The 16,519-nt window shown below is 35.4% G+C and carries 16 protein-coding genes; 6 read left to right on the plus strand and 10 right to left on the minus strand.

What is annotated here, in order from left to right:
- Positions 1 to 49: 49 nt before the first annotated feature.
- Together H8692_RS04435 and H8692_RS04440 are read right to left on the minus strand one after the other, a co-directional pair.
- Positions 50 to 256 (minus strand): excisionase, encoded by a 207-nt coding sequence (locus tag H8692_RS04435; protein WP_002341493.1) that lies wholly within the window; start codon positions 254 to 256, stop codon positions 50 to 52.
- On the minus strand, positions 249 to 1,391 hold the full coding sequence (locus H8692_RS04440) for an XRE family transcriptional regulator (RefSeq protein ID WP_021361841.1): 1,143 nt from the start codon (positions 1,389 to 1,391) through the stop codon (positions 249 to 251). The genes H8692_RS04435 and H8692_RS04440 overlap by 8 nt, the downstream gene beginning before the upstream one ends.
- Positions 1,392 to 1,902: 511 nt before the next feature.
- Between H8692_RS04440 and H8692_RS04450 the strand changes: the two genes are divergently transcribed.
- From H8692_RS04450 to H8692_RS04460, 3 genes are all read left to right on the plus strand, one after another.
- The gene (locus H8692_RS04450; protein WP_004610984.1) at positions 1,903 to 2,538 is read left to right on the plus strand and encodes a helix-turn-helix domain-containing protein; all 636 of its coding nucleotides are present in this window, start codon (positions 1,903 to 1,905) and stop codon (positions 2,536 to 2,538) included.
- 458 nt (positions 2,539 to 2,996) lie between these two features.
- Positions 2,997 to 5,159 carry an immunoglobulin-like domain-containing protein gene (locus tag H8692_RS04455; protein WP_021361842.1) on the plus strand — a complete coding sequence of 721 codons (2,163 nt, stop codon included), beginning with the start codon at positions 2,997 to 2,999 and terminating at the stop codon, positions 5,157 to 5,159.
- On the plus strand, positions 5,107 to 6,279 hold the full coding sequence (locus H8692_RS04460; protein ID WP_000195429.1) for an IS256-like element IS256 family transposase: 1,173 nt from the start codon (positions 5,107 to 5,109) through the stop codon (positions 6,277 to 6,279). Before H8692_RS04455 ends, H8692_RS04460 begins: the two co-directional genes overlap by 53 nt.
- Positions 6,280 to 6,408: 129 nt before the next feature.
- Here the strand turns inward: H8692_RS04460 and H8692_RS04465 are convergent, their stop codons facing one another.
- From H8692_RS04465 to H8692_RS10745, 8 genes are all read right to left on the minus strand, one after another.
- Positions 6,409 to 7,848 (minus strand): bifunctional aminoglycoside N-acetyltransferase AAC(6')-Ie/aminoglycoside O-phosphotransferase APH(2'')-Ia, encoded by a 1,440-nt coding sequence (locus H8692_RS04465; RefSeq protein WP_001028144.1) that lies wholly within the window; start codon positions 7,846 to 7,848, stop codon positions 6,409 to 6,411.
- On the minus strand, positions 7,849 to 8,241 hold the full coding sequence (locus H8692_RS04470; protein ID WP_000393259.1) for a GNAT family N-acetyltransferase: 393 nt from the start codon (positions 8,239 to 8,241) through the stop codon (positions 7,849 to 7,851).
- Between the two features lie 2 nt (positions 8,242 to 8,243).
- Positions 8,244 to 9,734, minus strand: a complete 1,491-nt coding sequence (locus tag H8692_RS04475) for a primase C-terminal domain-containing protein (RefSeq protein ID WP_002380753.1) — start codon at positions 9,732 to 9,734, stop codon at positions 8,244 to 8,246.
- Positions 9,735 to 10,128: 394 nt separating this feature from the next.
- Entirely contained in the window at positions 10,129 to 10,368 is a 240-nt protein-coding gene (locus H8692_RS04480) for a helix-turn-helix transcriptional regulator (protein ID WP_002380754.1), read from the minus strand.
- A 361-nt stretch (positions 10,369 to 10,729) separates the two neighbouring features.
- Entirely contained in the window at positions 10,730 to 11,467 is a 738-nt protein-coding gene (erm(B), locus tag H8692_RS04490; protein ID WP_001038790.1) for a 23S rRNA (adenine(2058)-N(6))-methyltransferase Erm(B), read from the minus strand.
- 124 nt (positions 11,468 to 11,591) lie between these two features.
- Positions 11,592 to 11,675, minus strand: coding sequence for a 23S rRNA methyltransferase attenuation leader peptide (locus H8692_RS04495; protein ID WP_001814874.1), 84 nt, complete (start codon positions 11,673 to 11,675; stop codon positions 11,592 to 11,594).
- A 151-nt stretch (positions 11,676 to 11,826) separates the two neighbouring features.
- A complete protein-coding gene (locus H8692_RS04500; RefSeq protein WP_009246074.1) occupies positions 11,827 to 12,687 on the minus strand; it encodes an IS3 family transposase in 861 nt (286 codons plus the stop codon).
- On the minus strand, positions 12,638 to 12,985 hold the full coding sequence (locus H8692_RS10745) for a transposase (RefSeq protein WP_004615306.1): 348 nt from the start codon (positions 12,983 to 12,985) through the stop codon (positions 12,638 to 12,640). Before H8692_RS10745 ends, H8692_RS04500 begins: the two co-directional genes overlap by 50 nt.
- Positions 12,986 to 13,735: 750 nt before the next feature.
- On the opposite strand from H8692_RS10745, the gene H8692_RS04505 reads away from it, so the two are divergent.
- The 3 genes from H8692_RS04505 to H8692_RS04515 are packed head-to-tail and all read left to right on the plus strand — an operon-like array spanning position 13,736 to position 16,505.
- Positions 13,736 to 14,326 (plus strand): MptD family putative ECF transporter S component, encoded by a 591-nt coding sequence (locus tag H8692_RS04505; protein ID WP_177267525.1) that lies wholly within the window; start codon positions 13,736 to 13,738, stop codon positions 14,324 to 14,326.
- Complete coding sequence (locus H8692_RS04510) at positions 14,326 to 15,039, plus strand: energy-coupling factor transporter transmembrane component T family protein (protein WP_177267524.1); 714 nt, start codon at positions 14,326 to 14,328, stop codon at positions 15,037 to 15,039. Before H8692_RS04505 ends, H8692_RS04510 begins: the two co-directional genes overlap by 1 nt.
- On the plus strand, positions 15,036 to 16,505 hold the full coding sequence (locus H8692_RS04515) for an ABC transporter ATP-binding protein (RefSeq protein WP_187525066.1): 1,470 nt from the start codon (positions 15,036 to 15,038) through the stop codon (positions 16,503 to 16,505). The genes H8692_RS04510 and H8692_RS04515 overlap by 4 nt, the downstream gene beginning before the upstream one ends.
- Positions 16,506 to 16,519: the final 14 nt, after the last annotated feature.

The following is a 16,519-nucleotide window of genomic DNA, read 5'->3' on the forward strand; positions in this document are numbered from 1 at the left end:
GCCTTGATATGACTTGTGTTCATCATAACACATACAAGGCTCATTTGCATTAGATTGCGTCCAATTTGTCAATAACCTGTTCAAACTGTCGGCGTTTAATCTGTATGCGGTTGCCATTCATAATGAGCCAGCCAGCGTCCTTGTTTTCCTCTGCTAAGCGTCTTAACTTGTTTTCTCCGATACGGAAATACTTTGACGCTTCTTCAATGGTAAGGGTATATTTTTCCCATACGGGAATATCCTGTGCATTACTCATAAAACACCCCCTCACTTTCGATTACATCTGCTATATCCGTACACATCTGTTCTACAAGCATTTCCTGTTTTTCGGAAAGGTTGGTACATTCATCAATCATTTTCATGTAGTTTGAGCCTGTCAGCCTGTCGATTTCCTCTATCATCACGATTGACGGCATGACCTGTCTTTCCAGCCATTGCAGAGTGCGTTCCATATTGACAGGTACGGGGTTCATTTCAAAAGGTAAACTGTCATGGGAAATGAATATCTCCCACAGCGGATAATCGGGAAATTGCACAAAATCAGTAATAAGGTAAAACACCAACCCATGAGGGTTATATGTCAATAACAATTCCTCAACTGCCTGTACTGCCTTTTTATCACGCAGACGAATTTCAAAACGGTTGATAATATCCGTATGTTTCTTTTTGGTTGCCTGTTCCTTTTGTTTTTCATACAGGCAGAAATATTTTGTGCTTGCCTTTGAGCCGATATAAAGGGTACTTGCTAAATTACGGTTTTTTCCGCTTAGTTTTCCACCTTGTACATTTTCATAGTTTTTACAGCGACAATCCGCACCGCCATTTTTGTATTTTTCAGACAAAACGGGAATATCCAGCAGACCGCACATATCATTGATTGCCAAGTCAAAACGTCGGATAACACCGCCACAGTCAAGACAGCGGTTTAAAAATGAATACCAATCCCTGTTCTGTGCCTGTAAGACATATTCCATGTTGCGTGAGCCTGCCCCTTTTAATTCTAAAAATACACCCATGTGTTCATCATCAGAAGCCATGACCTTGATTTCCCCGTAGGCATAATGCTCCTTATAGCCATAATACCCATAGTCATAATGGATAAAATAGTCCGCTTTCATGCCAAGCACCTTTCGGATAACTTCTAATGCGTCAGTCGTTGGAAAACGGACAGACAGATAATCAACGAGCAGATAAAAAGGCTTATCACAGACATAGTAATTCAGACAACGCAGGATAATGTTCTGTGTTTCTTTACTTGCGTTGGCTTTTCCGTTCTCAAAGCGGTTGATACTATATCTTGATACATGGGTAAGACTTGCAAGTTCTCCTTGTGAAAGACCGCTTGCAAGACGTTTGTTCTTCATTTCAAGTGCAAATTCTAAATTGTTCATTGTATTCCTCCAATCCCACAACAGCCTTGAAATACCTGTAAACCACTATTCAAAAGAATGTGAAATTACTATCTTCTTAAAACTTCTCATTACTACTCACAGGTTTGGGGTTGTATGGTTTTTGACTTGTCTTTTGTGAAATAGTGCCCCCCTGTTAGATAACGGGGGCACAGTCAAGGCTCGCAGGCTCGCCAGCCGACAAAGCATTTCTTCCCCTTGACACAAGGTGTCATGGCGGTAAGCCTGAGAGGCTTCCGCCACCGTGTCAGAAATACTTTGTCAGCAAGTCCTGTTTTGCCTTTTCTAACAAGTTCCATTTCAACCAATATTCATATCTACGGGTTTAATCAGATGGGTATTTCTTTTTGAATGTTTTTGTATTTCATGCTATTGTGCTTATTCACTCACAATAGCATAGTAATTCTTATATGCTTATTTGTCAATATCTTTTTTTGTCTTTACAAATCATATTAAGCATGATAGACTTATAACAGTGAAGATATAACGAGATATGGAGGGTTGTGCAATGAAAATAAGCCATTTAGGAAATAATATACAGACCATAAGAAAATTTAGGGGAATGAAACAACAGGAACTTGCGGACAAAATCGGTATCAATATGCAGAGCCTTTCCAAGATTGAAAGAGGGTTGAACTATCCTGCTTATGAAACGCTGGAAAAGATAATGGAAGTGCTGGACGTAACGCCGAATGAATTATTATCGGGAGAATGGAAGTATGTCAATCAGTCTGAAAAAGAAGTCTGTCAGTTTTTAAGAACAGAAGAACGTCTAAATGCAGAACTGAAACACGGACACTATGATAACTTCTTTGACAGCGAGGAAGAATGGCTGGAATATGAGTTGGAAAAGTTACGGGAATACATTACAGACTATATCAACGGGAAAAGCATTGAAGCGTCCGACCTTTACCCAATCAAAGAATTTATCCAGCATTTGAAGTTTCAAAAATTACTAGACCGCTATGATGATTTATACAGTATGGATATGTTTGGGGAAAGCATAGAGGGACATAAATATAGGACACCTTATCAAGTCGTGAAAATGATAAATCCGAACTCAAAAGAGGATATGGAACTGTTACGGGAAGTATTAAGGAATAACCATTTTGATGATGAGGACGAGTAATCTTTTTCCTCTTGCGAGAAGATACAGCAAACAAAAAGCCCGATCAAGAGTGCAAAGCACCACCAATGGTGGCAAGCTCTTGACAGGGCTTTTTCTTTTCTGTTGTGGGTACTCAAGAGGAAAAAAGGAAAAGTGTGATGTCTCAATTTTTTTATCTTGCACGCATAAAAAGATTGAAAGAGGTGTTTGTTTCCAGTATAATGTTTTTTGTATAGAAGCAAGGATTGAATTTTTTTGAAAGAAAGGGTTGACAGTCATGTTCACACATTGTTACGCTTGCGACAGACAGACAGACAGACAGACAGACAGACAGACAGACAGACAGACAGACAAGTAAATTCTGCCCTTTTTTCAATTCTATCAATAATAAACAGAACGCACAGATTATCCAGTTATAAGGGGGAGTTTGTGCGTTTTTCTATGCAAAGAATTTATGAAAAATAAGGAGTGAACAAACTATGAAGAAAAAACAAGTCCTTGCAGTAAGTTCCGCATTGATGATTGGAACAACAACTGCACTTACAGGGCTTCCTACTCCTGTCATGGCACAGGAAAACACAGAAGTTGTGCAGGAAGCCGTTGTAGAAGAAAACAAGACAGAGCAAGTTCCTGTGGAACAGAAAACAGAAAACGCAGAAGTACAAGAGAATATAACAGACAAGGAACAGGAAGAAACTGCTGAAAATGCAGAAACTTTAAAAGAAGAAAGTACAAAACAGGAAACACCTGCAACACCAGAAAAAGAAGTGGTTACCGAAGATAAGACCGTTGAAGCAAGCAAAAATACAGAAGTAAAAGCTGGAAGCATTGCTATTGATGAAGCACATTTTCCAGACAAAGTATTTAGAGAACAAATCATTGCAGAATTTGATAAAGACGGCGATAGTGTGTTATCTGTTGATGAAATATCAAAAGCCCAATTCTTAAACTTGCATGATATGAAAACGATATCTTCATTAGAGGGTATTCAATATCTAACAAATTTGCAGTCTTTAGATGTTTCTACGACTTCTGTTTCAGACTTAAGTCCGGTTAAAAACTCATCTTTAAAAAGATTAGATTGTCGTTCTTCAAAAGTAAGAAGCGTTGATTTAACACGTTATCCGAATTTGGAAGCTTTCGTTTGCGATAATACATCAATTAACAGTCTTGATGTATCTAAGAATGAAAAATTGAATACGTTATTTGCAGATAGTACCTCTATTTCCAATTTAGATGTAACAAACAATCCTAACTTAGAACAACTATCTTGTAGCAATACAGGATTAATGGAACTTGATGTCACACATAATCCGCAATTAGTCACTTTAGATATAGGAGATACAAAAGTAAAAACACTTGATATAAGTAAGAACCCTAATTTGAAACAACTATCATGTTATATGACAAATATAGCTGAATTAGATGTAACAAAAAACACAAAACTGACACGCCTTTTTTGTCATGATACAACTATTAAAAAATTAGATTTAAGCAATAATTTAGAACTTGAAATGCTACGTTGCGGTGAAATTTTTGAACAAGGGATAAGAGGTCTTGATATAAGTAAAAACACAAAAATTAAAAAATTAATTTGCGATGATTTATACTGGTTAAATGTCGGAGAGAATAAAGTTCTTGAAAATAATCATGCTTTTGTAGGCAACGGTTATATTGATATTAAAGGGAATAAAATCGACTTAAAAAAAGATGTTGAACAAGGAATAGATATTTCAAAAGTAAAAGTTACTGCAAATGGAACTTTAGATAAAGATACAGGAATTATAACGGTAGATGATGTAAAAAAACCAGTTACTTATGAGTATGATTGCGGTACTTATAAAGACGGAAACGTTGTTTTAAAAGTAGAATTATCGTTAAACTCACAAGGAGAAGATAATACAGCACCAACTATTTCTGCAAATGATGTTACATTGAATGTAGGCGATACTTTCGACCCATTGGCAAATGTAACAGCAACAGATAAAGAGGACGGAACTATCACTTTGACAAAAGATAATATTGTTGCAAATGATGTAGATACTTCTAAGGCTGGTACTTACCATGTGACTTATAAAGTAACAGATAAAAACGGAGCTTCTGCTAAAAAAACGATTACTGTAACTGTGAAACAAAATACAGGCGACCTTAACTCTGCTCCAATCATTTCAGCAAATGATGTTACATTGAATGTAGGCGATACGTTCGACCCATTGGCAAATGTGACAGCAACAGATAAAGAGGACGGAACGATTATTTTAACAAAAGATAACATTATTGCAAATGATGTAGATACTTCTAAGGCTGGCACTTATCATGTAACTTTCCGTGTAGTAGATAAAAATGGTGCAATTACTGAAAAAACAATTACAGTTACCGTAAAAGAAAAAGTAACAAATAAACCTGTAAGTCCACAACAGCCACAGAAACCGAGCAAGCCAACTACTCCAACAAAGCCTAGCGGACAAAAGAACCCTGTAAAAACAGGTGATATGACAAACGTAGGATTGTTTACTTCTATGTTTGCTGGTTCAACCGGTGTATTAGCTGTTTTATTAACGACAAAAACATACCCAGGAGGACTTTTACATGACCCAAGTACATTTTACACTGAAAAGCGAAGAGATTCAAAGCATTATTGAATATTCTGTAAAGGATGACGTTTCTAAAAATATTTTAACAACGGTATTTAATCAACTAATGGAAAATCAACGAACAGAATATATTCAAGCAAAAGAATATGAACGAACAGAAAACCGACAAAGTCAACGAAATGGCTATTATGAGCGCAGCTTTACGACACGTGTAGGCACGCTAGAATTAAAAGTACCCAGAACACGTGATGGCCATTTTTCACCCACAGTGTTTGAACGTTATCAACGAAACGAAAAAGCCCTCATGGCTTCAATGTTGGAAATGTATGTATCAGGCGTTTCAACTCGTAAAGTATCAAAAATTGTGGAAGAACTTTGTGGTAAATCCGTCTCTAAGTCCTTCGTTTCTAGCTTAACAGAACAGCTAGAACCTATGGTTAACGAGTGGCAGAATCGTTTATTATCAGAAAAAAATTATCCTTACTTAATGACCGATGTACTCTATATAAAAGTACGAGAAGAAAATCGAGTACTCTCAAAAAGCTGTCATATAGCGATTGGAATAACCAAAGATGGCGACCGTGAAATTATCGGCTTCATGATTCAAAGTGGCGAAAGCGAAGAGACCTGGACAACATTTTTTGAATACCTAAAAGAACGCGGTTTACAAGGTACGGAACTCGTTATTTCTGATGCGCACAAAGGATTAGTCTCTGCCATTAGAAAATCCTTCACCAACGTAAGTTGGCAAAGATGCCAAGTTCACTTCCTAAGAAATATCTTTACCACCATTCCTAAAAAAAATTCAAAATCTTTCAGAGAAGCTGTTAAAGGAATTTTTAAGTTCACAGATATTAACTTAGCGCGTGAGGCTAAAAATCGATTGATTCATGATTATATCGATCAACCAAAATATTCAAAAGCTTGCGCATCATTGGATGATGGATTCGAAGACGCCTTTCAATATACCGTACAAGGAAATTCCCACAATCGACTAAAGAGTACCAATCTAATTGAACGACTGAATCAAGAAGTACGCAGAAGAGAAAAGATTATTCGCATCTTCCCCAATCAAACATCAGCCAATCGCTTAATTGGAGCCGTTCTTATGGACCTACATGATGAATGGATTTATTCTTCAAGAAAATACATCAATTTTGATAAGTAGAAATGGTAAAAACATTGTATAGCATTTTACACAGGAGTCTGGACTTGACTCACTTCCTTTATTATTTTTCATTTTTTTAAACTATTTAATACTAATGTCTTTTATAATAGCTTTTCATATATTATATAATCAATCTTTATAAGTCCTTTTATAAATTTCTTTTCTACCATTTTCGATAAATTCCTGTTTAATATTTTTAATTCCATAAACAATAGTTTCAATAGGATAATATTCTTCAACTATATCTTGATATTCTTTTGCTTTCTCAATATCTATATTTCCATACATTCTTAATATATCTTCTCCAAAATTTGTTCCTATTTCTTCTTCACTATCTTCAAGTAAGTATATAAAATCACAATATTCATCTATAATTCCAGAATCTCCAAAATCAATTATTCCAGTTAATCTATTATTGCCATCTAACAATAGATGATTACAACTAAAATCATTATGGCATAAACACTTTTTACCCTCAAAAACTGTTGTTGCATTTAGTCTTTCCATAAAACTTTCTATATAATCTTTTTCTATATCAGTTAAATCATTATAAATAGTTTCACGCAACAATATATACTCTTCTAATACATTTTGTTTATTATCAATAGTACATTCACTAATATCTGTATAATCTAAACCGTGCATTTGTCTTAAAAAACTGGCAATATCTCGTTTTAACAAATTTTGTTCTTCTTCTGACATAGTAGAATAAATTTCTGGTGTTAAAAAAGTTCCTTTAATTTCTTTATAACCTAGTATAGATAATTCATCACTAATATACGAATATTCAATATTAGGAATTTTTACATTAGTTTCTAAATTTGTATTTAAAAAATTATATATTGCTTTTTCTTTTGCATAACCTTTTTTCTTATTAGTACTAAATTTTGTTTTAAAAATGTATTCATTATTAACTAAATATGCCACACTATCATAACCACTACCGATTATTTCAATACTATCTACTTTGAAATTATCAAAGTAATGCTCAATTAAATATTTCATTGCCTTAACATTTGTGGCATTATCATCATATCTATATTCCATTAAATAACAATCTTCTTTTTTGCCCTCGTGTAATTCATGTTCTGGCAAATCTTCAATAATTCTAAAACCAGATTTTTGGTATGCCCTTATTGCTCTTGGATTATTTTTATGAGGGTCTAAAATAACTGCATTAGCATTTCTTTCTTTTTTCAAAAATTCAAAAATCAATTTAATATATCTTGTACCAATTCCTTTACTCCAATAATTTGGCTCTCCTATAAATTGATCCATACCATAGACTATCTCATCAGTTTTTGGATAATGATAATCAGTATATAACTCATCATACATTTTATATATTTGTCCATATCCAATAGGAACATTGTTATATTCAATAATTACTCTAAAAACTTCATCTTCCCAAGGCTCTGTATAATGTTTTTTTAATGATTCTAATGTATATTTTTTATCTCTACCACCATAAAATTCTAATACTCTTTCATCAGTTAACCATTTTAACATCAAAGGAAAATCATCATCTATTAAAGTTCTTATACATATTTCATTTTCAACTATATTCATTTATTTATCACCTTTTTCATAATCATATACATATACTATTTCATCTTTATAATCATTTTTACCACCTAATTTTTCATATACATGGCAAGCTCTAGGATTACCTTTATCAGTTATTAAAAACATTTCAGAACAACCAATCTCTTTAGAATATTCCTTAATAAAAGATAATAATTTTGAACCATAACCTTTGTCTTGATAGTTAGGTAACATTCCTATTGAGTGTAAATAAAACATTGTTTTTCCATCAGGTCTTAAAAGTGTATAGCAATATGCAAATCCTATAATTTTATTATTTTCTTTAGCTATAAACCCAAATGAACTGGTATCATTAAGAAATCCTTTTAAATTATCAATATCAAAAACCATATTATCATCAATTAAAACTTCTTCCATTTTCAGCCTGTATCATAGCTAAACAAATCGAGTTGTGTGTCCGTTTTTGGGCGTTCTGCTAGCTTGTTTAAAGTCTCTTGAATGAATGTATGTTCTAAGTCAAAAAACTCTGACAGCGCCTTTATATAGCTTTCTTTTTCTTCTTTTTTTACTTTAATGATCGATAGCAACAATGATTTAACACTAGCAAGTTGAATGCCACCATTTCTTCCTGGTTTAATCTTAAAGAAAATTTCCTGATTCGCCTTCAGTACCTTCAGCAATTTATCTAATGTCCGCTCAGGAATGCCTAGCGCTTCTCTAATCTCTTTTTTAGTCGTCACCAAATAAGGCTTGTATACATCACTTTTTTCGCTAATATAAGCCATTAAATCTTCTTTCCATTCTGACAAATGAACACGTTGACGTTCACTTCTTTTTTTCTTGAATTTAAACCACCCTTGACGGACAAATAAATCTTTACTGGTTAAATCACTTGATACCCAAGCTTTGCAAAGAATGGTAATGTATTCCCTATTAGCCCCTTGATAGTTTTCTGAATAGGCACTTCTAACAAGTTTAATCACTTCTTTTTCTTCTAAGGGTTGATCTAATCGATTATTAAACTCAAACATATTATATTCGCACGTTTCGATTGAATAGCCTGAACTAAAGTAGGCTAAAGAGAGGGTAAACATGACGTTATTACGCCCTATTAAACCCTTTTCTCCTGAAAATTTCGTTTCGTGCAATAAGAGATTAAACCAGGGTTCATCTACTTGTTTTTTGCCTTCTGTACCGCTTAAAACCGTTAGACTTGAACGAGTAAAGCCCTTATTATCTGTTTGTTTGAAAGACCAATCTTGCCATTCTTTGAAAGAATAACGGTAATTGGGATCAAAAAATTCTACATTGTCCGTTCTTGGTATACGAGCAATCCCAAAATGATTGCACGTTAGATCAACTGGCAAAGACTTTCCAAAATATTCTCGGATATTTTGCGAGATTATTTTGGCTGCTTTGACAGATTTAAATTCTGATTTTGAAGTCACATAAACTGGCGTTTCTAAAACAAAATATGCTTGATAACCTTTATCAGATTTGATAATTAACGTAGGCATAAAACCTAAATCAATAGCTGTTGTTAAAATATCGCTTGCTGAAATAGTTTCTTTTGCCGTGTGAATATCAAAATCAATAAAGAAGGTATTGATTTGTCTTAAATTGTTTTCAGAATGTCCTTTCGTGTATGAACGGTTTTCGTCTGCATACGTACCATAACGATAAACGTTTGGTGTCCAATGCGTAAATGTATCTTGATTTTCGTGAATCGCTTCTTCGGAAGTCAGAACAACGCCACGTCCGCCAATCATGCTTTTTTTTGAGCGATACGCAAAAATAGCCCCTTTGCTTTTACCTGGCTTGGTAGTGATTGAGCGAATTTTACTATTTTTAAATTTGTACTTTAACAAGCCGTCATGAAGCACAGTTTCTACAACAAAAGGGATATTCATTCAGCTGTTCTCCTTTCTTACGAAAATTAATTAGTTAGAAGCTACGATCAAAGTTGAATCACAACAAAAAAGGCAATCAACTAAGTTTTTCTTAATTGATTGCCTGGTATCTTCTTAAAGACTTGAAATTCCCTCAAAAACCCGATATAATGGGTTTACAGATATTTAAGTATCTGATTAATAAAGTAATTAAATACTTTACCAAATTTCGGGTCTCGACTTCTTTAATTGATTGGTGGTAATCAATTAAGGCTCGCAACTTATTTTCTTGGCGGAAAATAAGTTGGTCGTGGCTCTTTTTTTGTATTCTTTATTCAGTTCGTTGTTTCGTTATATCTAGTATACCGCTTTTAAAAAAAATAAGCAACAATTTCGTTAAATATATTAACGACAATCATTGCTTCTCTTCTTCTATTTGCAACTCTACTTGTTCTAATTCATTAGGAATTAAGTCAATAACTAAGGTTGAGTTTGTCAATTCTGCAATTCGTTCCAATGTTTTTAATGTCGGATCTGATTTTCCTGATTCAATCAATGAATAATTTGATCTACTCATTTCTAATTCTTGGGAGAATTTTTCTTTTGATTTGGTACCTCTCATCTTTTTTAAGCTTTCTCTAAATGCTAGTTCCAAGTTTCTCCCTCCTGTTTATGTAAATATTTTGCACGTTTTCCATTTAATTATATCGTTACACCTTGTAAATCACAAGTGATTAATCACAAATCACTTGTGATTAGTGATTGTTATTGGTGTTGCCTAGAACGATTCTAAGCACATGTTTAATTTTAAAGTGGGCAATTATCTTTAAAATGTCCTACAATGATTCAATAAAAGCATGGCTGCTAGTGAAACTTGCGACCATGCTTTTAAAAATACTTAATGGGGTCCCGAGCGCTTTAGCTCCTTGGAAGCTGTCAGTAGTATACCTAATAATTTATCTACATTCCCTTTAGTAACGTGTAACTTTCCAAATTTACAAAAGCGACTCATAGAATTATTTCCTCCCGTTAAATAATAGATAACTATTAAAAATAGACAATACTTGCTCATAAGTAACGGTACTTAAATTGTTTACTTTGGCGTGTTTCATTGCTTGATGAAACTGATTTTTAGTAAACAGTTGACGATATTCTCGATTGACCCATTTTGAAACAAAGTACGTATATAGCTTCCAATATTTATCTGGAACATCTGTGGTATGGCGGGTAAGTTTTATTAAGACACTGTTTACTTTTGGTTTAGGATGAAAGCATTCCGCTGGCAGCTTAAGCAATTGCTGAATCGAGACTTGAGTGTGCAAGAGCAACCCTAGTGTTCGGTGAATATCCAAGGTACGCTTGTAGAATCCTTCTTCAACAATCAGATAGATGTCAGACGCATGGCTTTCAAAAACCACTTTTTTAATAATTTGTGTGCTTAAATGGTAAGGAATATTCCCAACAATTTTATACCTCTGTTTGTTAGGGAATTGAAACTGTAGAATATCTTGGTGAATTAAAGTGACACGAATGTTCAGTTTTAATTTTTCTGACGATAAGTTGAATAGATGACTGTCTAATTCAATAGACGTTACCTGTTTACTTATTTTAGCCAGTTTCGTCGTTAAATGCCCTTTACCTGTTCCAATTTCGTAAACGGTATCGGTTTCTTTTAAATTCAATTGTTTTATTATTTGGTTGAGTACTTTTTCACTCGTTAAAAAGTTTTGAGAATATTTTATATTTTTGTTCATGTAATCACTCCTGAAGTGATTACATCTATAAATAAATACAGAAGTTAAACGATTTGTTTGTAATTTTAGTTATCTGTTTAAAAAGTCATAAGATTAGTCACTGGTAGGAATTAATCTAACGTATTTATTTATCTGCGTAATCACTGTTTTTAGTCTGTTTCAAAACAGTAGATGTTTTATCTACATTACGCATTTGGAATACCAACATGACGAATCCCTCCTTCTTAATTACAAATTTTTAGCATCTAATTTAACTTCAATTCCTATTATACAATATAGTGGTTCAGTTGTCAAGACAAAAATCTAAGCTTTTTATAATGAACTGATATATGTAACTGGGTAGGGGAGAAAATCCCCCCTTAGGCTGCATGATCATCCAGTAACAGAATCGGATAATAGCAGGATGCCGGTGTTTGATTATTGAGTGCAGAATGACAACGTTCAAAGTTGTAAGTGTGCACATATTTACCGATTGCCTTCCGTGCTTCTCTGATATTGTTATATTGGGTCAGATATGCTTCCTCGTACTTGAAGCTTCGGAACCATCGTTCAATCATGATATTGTCAGCCCACCGGCTTTTACCATCCATGCTTTGACGGATCTGGTTCTCTTTGAGGAAATTCATGTACTCATTGCTTGTAAACTGACAGCCCTGATCTGAATTCAGGATAACAGGTTTTGCCACTATAAACGCCTTTTTTAACGCAGTTATGACCATTCTGGTATCCAGAGTATCATCGACTTCCCAGCCAACGATACAGCGGCTGTACCAGTCAATCACAGCGGTCAGATACAGAAATCCACGCTTAATGGGGATGTATGTAATGTCGATTGACCATGCCTGATTTGGACGGTCGATAACGGCGTTACGTAGCAGATACGGGCAGACTTTAGCCTGTCGCATACGTTTAGAAAGGTTCATTTTTGGATAAATTGGATCAATCCCCATTTCATTCATATAACGGCGCGTTTTCCGGCGACCAACCTGATGCCCACGCTTCTTCAGTTGAGCAGACAGTTGTCGTGCTCCCCAGGCCGGATTATCCGTGTGTAATCGATCTATGATCGATTTGCAATCCAACTCCTCCTGAGATATGGGCATGCCCTTGTAATAAACACTGGTACGATTGATATCAAGAAGTGTAGCTCCTGTTTTAACTGGAAGTTCTTTAGTCTTCAAAAGGTTTTGGACTAAATTTACTCTCGTAGTCAGGTCCAAGTGTTTCTTCAGATTTTTTTTTCAACCAATCCACCTGCATAGTGAGCTGGCCAACTTTTTTCGCATATTCAGCTTTTTCCTTGCGTTCTAAAGCGAGTTTTTCTTTCAGATTATCCTCTCGTGTGTCATTAAAAACCACGGATGCTTTATCGAGGAACTCCTTCTTCCAGTTGCGGAGAAGATTCGGCTGAATATTGTTTTCGGTTGCGATTGTATTTAAGTCTTTTTCTCCTTTGAGCAGTTCAATCACTAATTCTGATTTGAATTTGGCAGAGAAATTTCTTCTTGTTCGAGACATAATAATAATCCTTCTTTCTGTAGTGTTTACAGTATATCAGATTCATTAAGAAATGTCTCTTGAAGTGTCTTAAATTACGATACCATTATACAAAATTTTAAGATAATGCACTATCAACACACTCTTAAGTTTGCTTCTAAGTCTTATTTCCATAACTTTAGGGTTAACCATACGCAAGACCAATCACTCTCGGACAATACTCATGATTTTCGGTAAAAAACGTAAAAGAAATAAGAACAATTAACAAAATGTATAATAACAATCAATAGCGACTAATGATTTTCATGTAAAAGGACACCAAACTATACGGTGTCCTTTTCAAATTCTTACGTCATATCAAGGCTCATTCAATCGTGGTAAATTCGTGGTAAAATGAGTGCTTTCCTATATTTCAAAATGCTTGAAAGTATAGTGTTTATGCGGATAATCAAAAATCAGATATAAAATTTAAAATAAAATCTATAAGGAAAAGATAATTCGCCGCATTGGCTAAACGATATGTTTGGGGTCCGATGTGGTGATTTTTTTTGTAAGAATCGGATCTGGTATTTTTAAGTTTCCGGTTAATGATATGGGCAAGTGGTTATGAAAATTTTGAGTAGTCCCCTTGCATTGAAGTTGACAATTTTTATCATGAAAAGGGAAAAGCATTGACCATAAAAATAAGGATGATATAATTTTAATTAGTTAGTTAACACTAACGAAAGTACAAATTTCGTTTGTTTAAAGATTTTATCATCAGGAGGAAAAATGAATTCAAAAACAATGAAGCTTAAGACAAAAGATTTGATAGTAGCGGGCGCTTTTGCAGCTCTTTATGTAGTAGTACTGTTTTCTGTCGTATCTGTGATGGGATTTGTTCCTATTCTTTATCTAATAGCCCCTTTTGTTAATTCTGTTATTTTAGGAAGTATTTATATGATGTATGTTTCGAAGGTACCTAAATTTGGTGTCATATTGATCCTTTCGGCGGTAGTGGGGCTGTTAACATCTTCCGGAGGAGTGTGGATGGCTCTGATTTGGTGCCTTGCTGTGGGGATAGCAGCGGAATTTATAGCGCGGGCAGGAGGATATTGCTCAAAAAATTTTTATATTGCCAGTTACACTGTATTTGCATGCACAAGTATGGCTCCTTTCTGGATGTTGGTATTTGCAAAGCCTGCTTTTATAGAATCGTGCGAAGCGTATTATGGGGCGGATTATGCTGCAGCTATAGATAAGTTTACCCCGGAGTGGATTATTTTGATATTGATTGCAATTGCCTTGATCGGGGGATTAATTGGAGGTATTGTCGGCTCTAAACTCCTTAAAAAACATTTTAAAAAGGCAGGAGTAGTTTAATGGGGGTTGGCGAAATTACTCAGCAGATAAAGTTAAAGTTGGATCCTCGCACCAAGTTTGTACTTCTTTTCGGAGTCGGCAGTTCATGCTTGATGCTTCCTCCTTTCTGGCTGGAAATAGCTACATTTATTTTATTGAGTCTGCTTTTAATTGCCAGCGGACGTTTCAGAAGTGTTGTTAAATTTGCCGTGATTTTGTCCGCCATGATTTCTCTCGATATAATAGTGGTTCCTAATATAAGCGGGGGAGGAGTTAGCTTGTTTCTTTCAGTAGCGAGGATGGCGAGGCTGATATTGCCTATATTTATGGCTGCAATGTTACTGCTGAAAACGACTTCGGTCAGTGAGTTTATAATATCTTTTGAACGTATGCGCCTTCCGGTAAAGGTCATTATACCTTTCTCGGTTATGTTTAGATTTATTCCCACAATTTCAGAAGAGTGGAAGAGTATACGGGATGCCATGCGTTTTCGAGGAATAGGTATTTCGGTAAAATCAGTCTTGACGAAGCCTATGATGACGTTGGAATATACTATGGTTCCTCTGCTTATGTCTACAGCTACTATTGCGGATGAACTTGCAGCAGCATCCCTGTCAAGAGGGCTGGATGCTGATACGAAGCGTAGCTGTATTGGCGATATCAGACTTCATGGGAGTGATTATCTGCTGATGCTCTTTTCTGTAGGTTCTGTTATTTACGGAGGATTGACATGATAAGGCTTAAAGGTGTGAGCTTTCGATATGAAAATGCCGGTGAGGGTGTATATAACCTAAAAGATATAGATTTAAATGTTGAGAAAGGAGAGTGTGTAGTTTTATGCGGAAAGAGTGGCTGCGGGAAAACCACGGTGACTCGGCTGATAAACGGCCTTATTCCTCATTATTATGAGGGGCAATTAAAGGGTAGTGTTTTTGTTGACAAGACAGAGATCGCAGATCAGCCTCTGGCAAAAATATCACAACATGTAGGATCTGTTTTTCAGAATCCGAGAAGTCAGTTCTTTAATGTGGATACGACGGGAGAAATTGCTTTTGGCTGTGAGAATCAGGGTTTGGCGAGGGCGGAAATCGCAGGCAGAATAGAAAAAGCTGCTGAGTTGTTTTCTCTTAGAGATCTTTTGGGGCGCAGTATTTTTGATCTTTCAGGAGGAGAAAAGCAGCGCATTGCTTGTGCGAGTGTATATGCTGTCCAGCCTGATATTTTTGTATTGGATGAACCATCCTCCAACCTTGATCAGGCGGCAGTAATAAAGCTGAAAGAGATTCTGGTAAAGCTTAAGGATTCAGGACATACTATTGTGATTTCGGAGCATCGTCTGTATTATCTTATGGATCTGGCGGATCGTTTTATTTATCTTGAAGATGGGAAAGTGAAAACGCAGTATACGAGAGATTCGTTGATGAAGTTGTCTCCGCAGGCTATATCATCCATGGGATTAAGAACGTTGGACCTTCGTCAGATAAATGATCAAAGTGGCGGAAAGAAAAATGATATGGTATCAGGAGTGTTCAGGATAGAAAATCTTTTATGTAAGATGTCAGGAAGAACTGTCCTTGATATAGATTCTTTGTGTATACCGGCGGGTGAAACGGTAGCAGTCATAGGGCATAACGGCGCAGGAAAATCAACCTTTGCGAGATGCTTTTGTGGCATAGGAAAGCATAGAGGAAAATTTTATCTTGAAGAGCAAGAAATAAAAGCTAAGAGACGTCTGAAGAAAAGTTACATGGTCATGCAGGATGTTAACCATCAGTTGTTTACGGAGAGTGTGCGGGATGAAGTGACCTTAAATGTTTCTGATTCCGGCAAAGGTGATTTAGAAACTGTCTTTGAGAAAATGGGTATAGTATCTATTGCTGATAATCATCCTCTGGCGCTTTCGGGGGGTCAGAAACAGCGGGTTGCCATAACAAGCGCAGTGTATGCAGGAAAAAAGTTTTTAATATATGATGAGCCCACGAGTGGACTTGATTATGAGAGTATGTGTCGTGCTTGTACCCTTATTAACGAGGCGGCAAGAAATGCGGAATTGTCGCTTGTTATTACTCATGATCTGGAATTTATTATGAAGTGCTGTACGGCAGTTCTTCATATTGAAAATGGCACAGTAAAAGCCTTTTTTCTTCTTGATGATAAAGGAAGAGAACGGTTAAAGGAAGAGTTTTTAAATATAAAATAAATGAAAAGTAAGGA

This window comes from Lentihominibacter hominis, assembly GCF_014385065.1.
Classification (GTDB): Bacteria; Bacillota; Clostridia; order Peptostreptococcales; family Anaerovoracaceae; genus Lentihominibacter; species Lentihominibacter hominis.

Bases quoted from the DNA above. Each gene is read 5' to 3' on its own strand.
- H8692_RS04440 (WP_021361841.1), bottom strand. From the start codon at position 1,391: ATGAACAATTTAGAATTTGCACTTGAAATGAAGAACAAACGTCTTGCA.
- H8692_RS04435 (WP_002341493.1), bottom strand. From the start codon at position 256: ATGAGTAATGCACAGGATATTCCCGTATGGGAAAAATATACCCTTACC.
- H8692_RS04465 (WP_001028144.1), bottom strand. From the start codon at position 7,848: ATGAATATAGTTGAAAATGAAATATGTATAAGAACTTTAATAGATGAT.
- H8692_RS04460 (WP_000195429.1), top strand. From the start codon at position 5,107: ATGACCCAAGTACATTTTACACTGAAAAGCGAAGAGATTCAAAGCATT.
- H8692_RS04510 (WP_177267524.1), top strand. From the start codon at position 14,326: ATGGGGGTTGGCGAAATTACTCAGCAGATAAAGTTAAAGTTGGATCCT.
- H8692_RS04515 (WP_187525066.1), top strand. From the start codon at position 15,036: ATGATAAGGCTTAAAGGTGTGAGCTTTCGATATGAAAATGCCGGTGAG.
- H8692_RS04470 (WP_000393259.1), bottom strand. From the start codon at position 8,241: ATGGAAGAAGTTTTAATTGATGATAATATGGTTTTTGATATTGATAAT.
- H8692_RS04450 (WP_004610984.1), top strand. From the start codon at position 1,903: ATGGAGGGTTGTGCAATGAAAATAAGCCATTTAGGAAATAATATACAG.
- H8692_RS04505 (WP_177267525.1), top strand. From the start codon at position 13,736: ATGAATTCAAAAACAATGAAGCTTAAGACAAAAGATTTGATAGTAGCG.
- H8692_RS04475 (WP_002380753.1), bottom strand. From the start codon at position 9,734: ATGAATATCCCTTTTGTTGTAGAAACTGTGCTTCATGACGGCTTGTTA.
- H8692_RS10745 (WP_004615306.1), bottom strand. From the start codon at position 12,985: ATGTCTCGAACAAGAAGAAATTTCTCTGCCAAATTCAAATCAGAATTA.
- H8692_RS04455 (WP_021361842.1), top strand. From the start codon at position 2,997: ATGAAGAAAAAACAAGTCCTTGCAGTAAGTTCCGCATTGATGATTGGA.
- H8692_RS04495 (WP_001814874.1), bottom strand. From the start codon at position 11,675: ATGTTGGTATTCCAAATGCGTAATGTAGATAAAACATCTACTGTTTTG.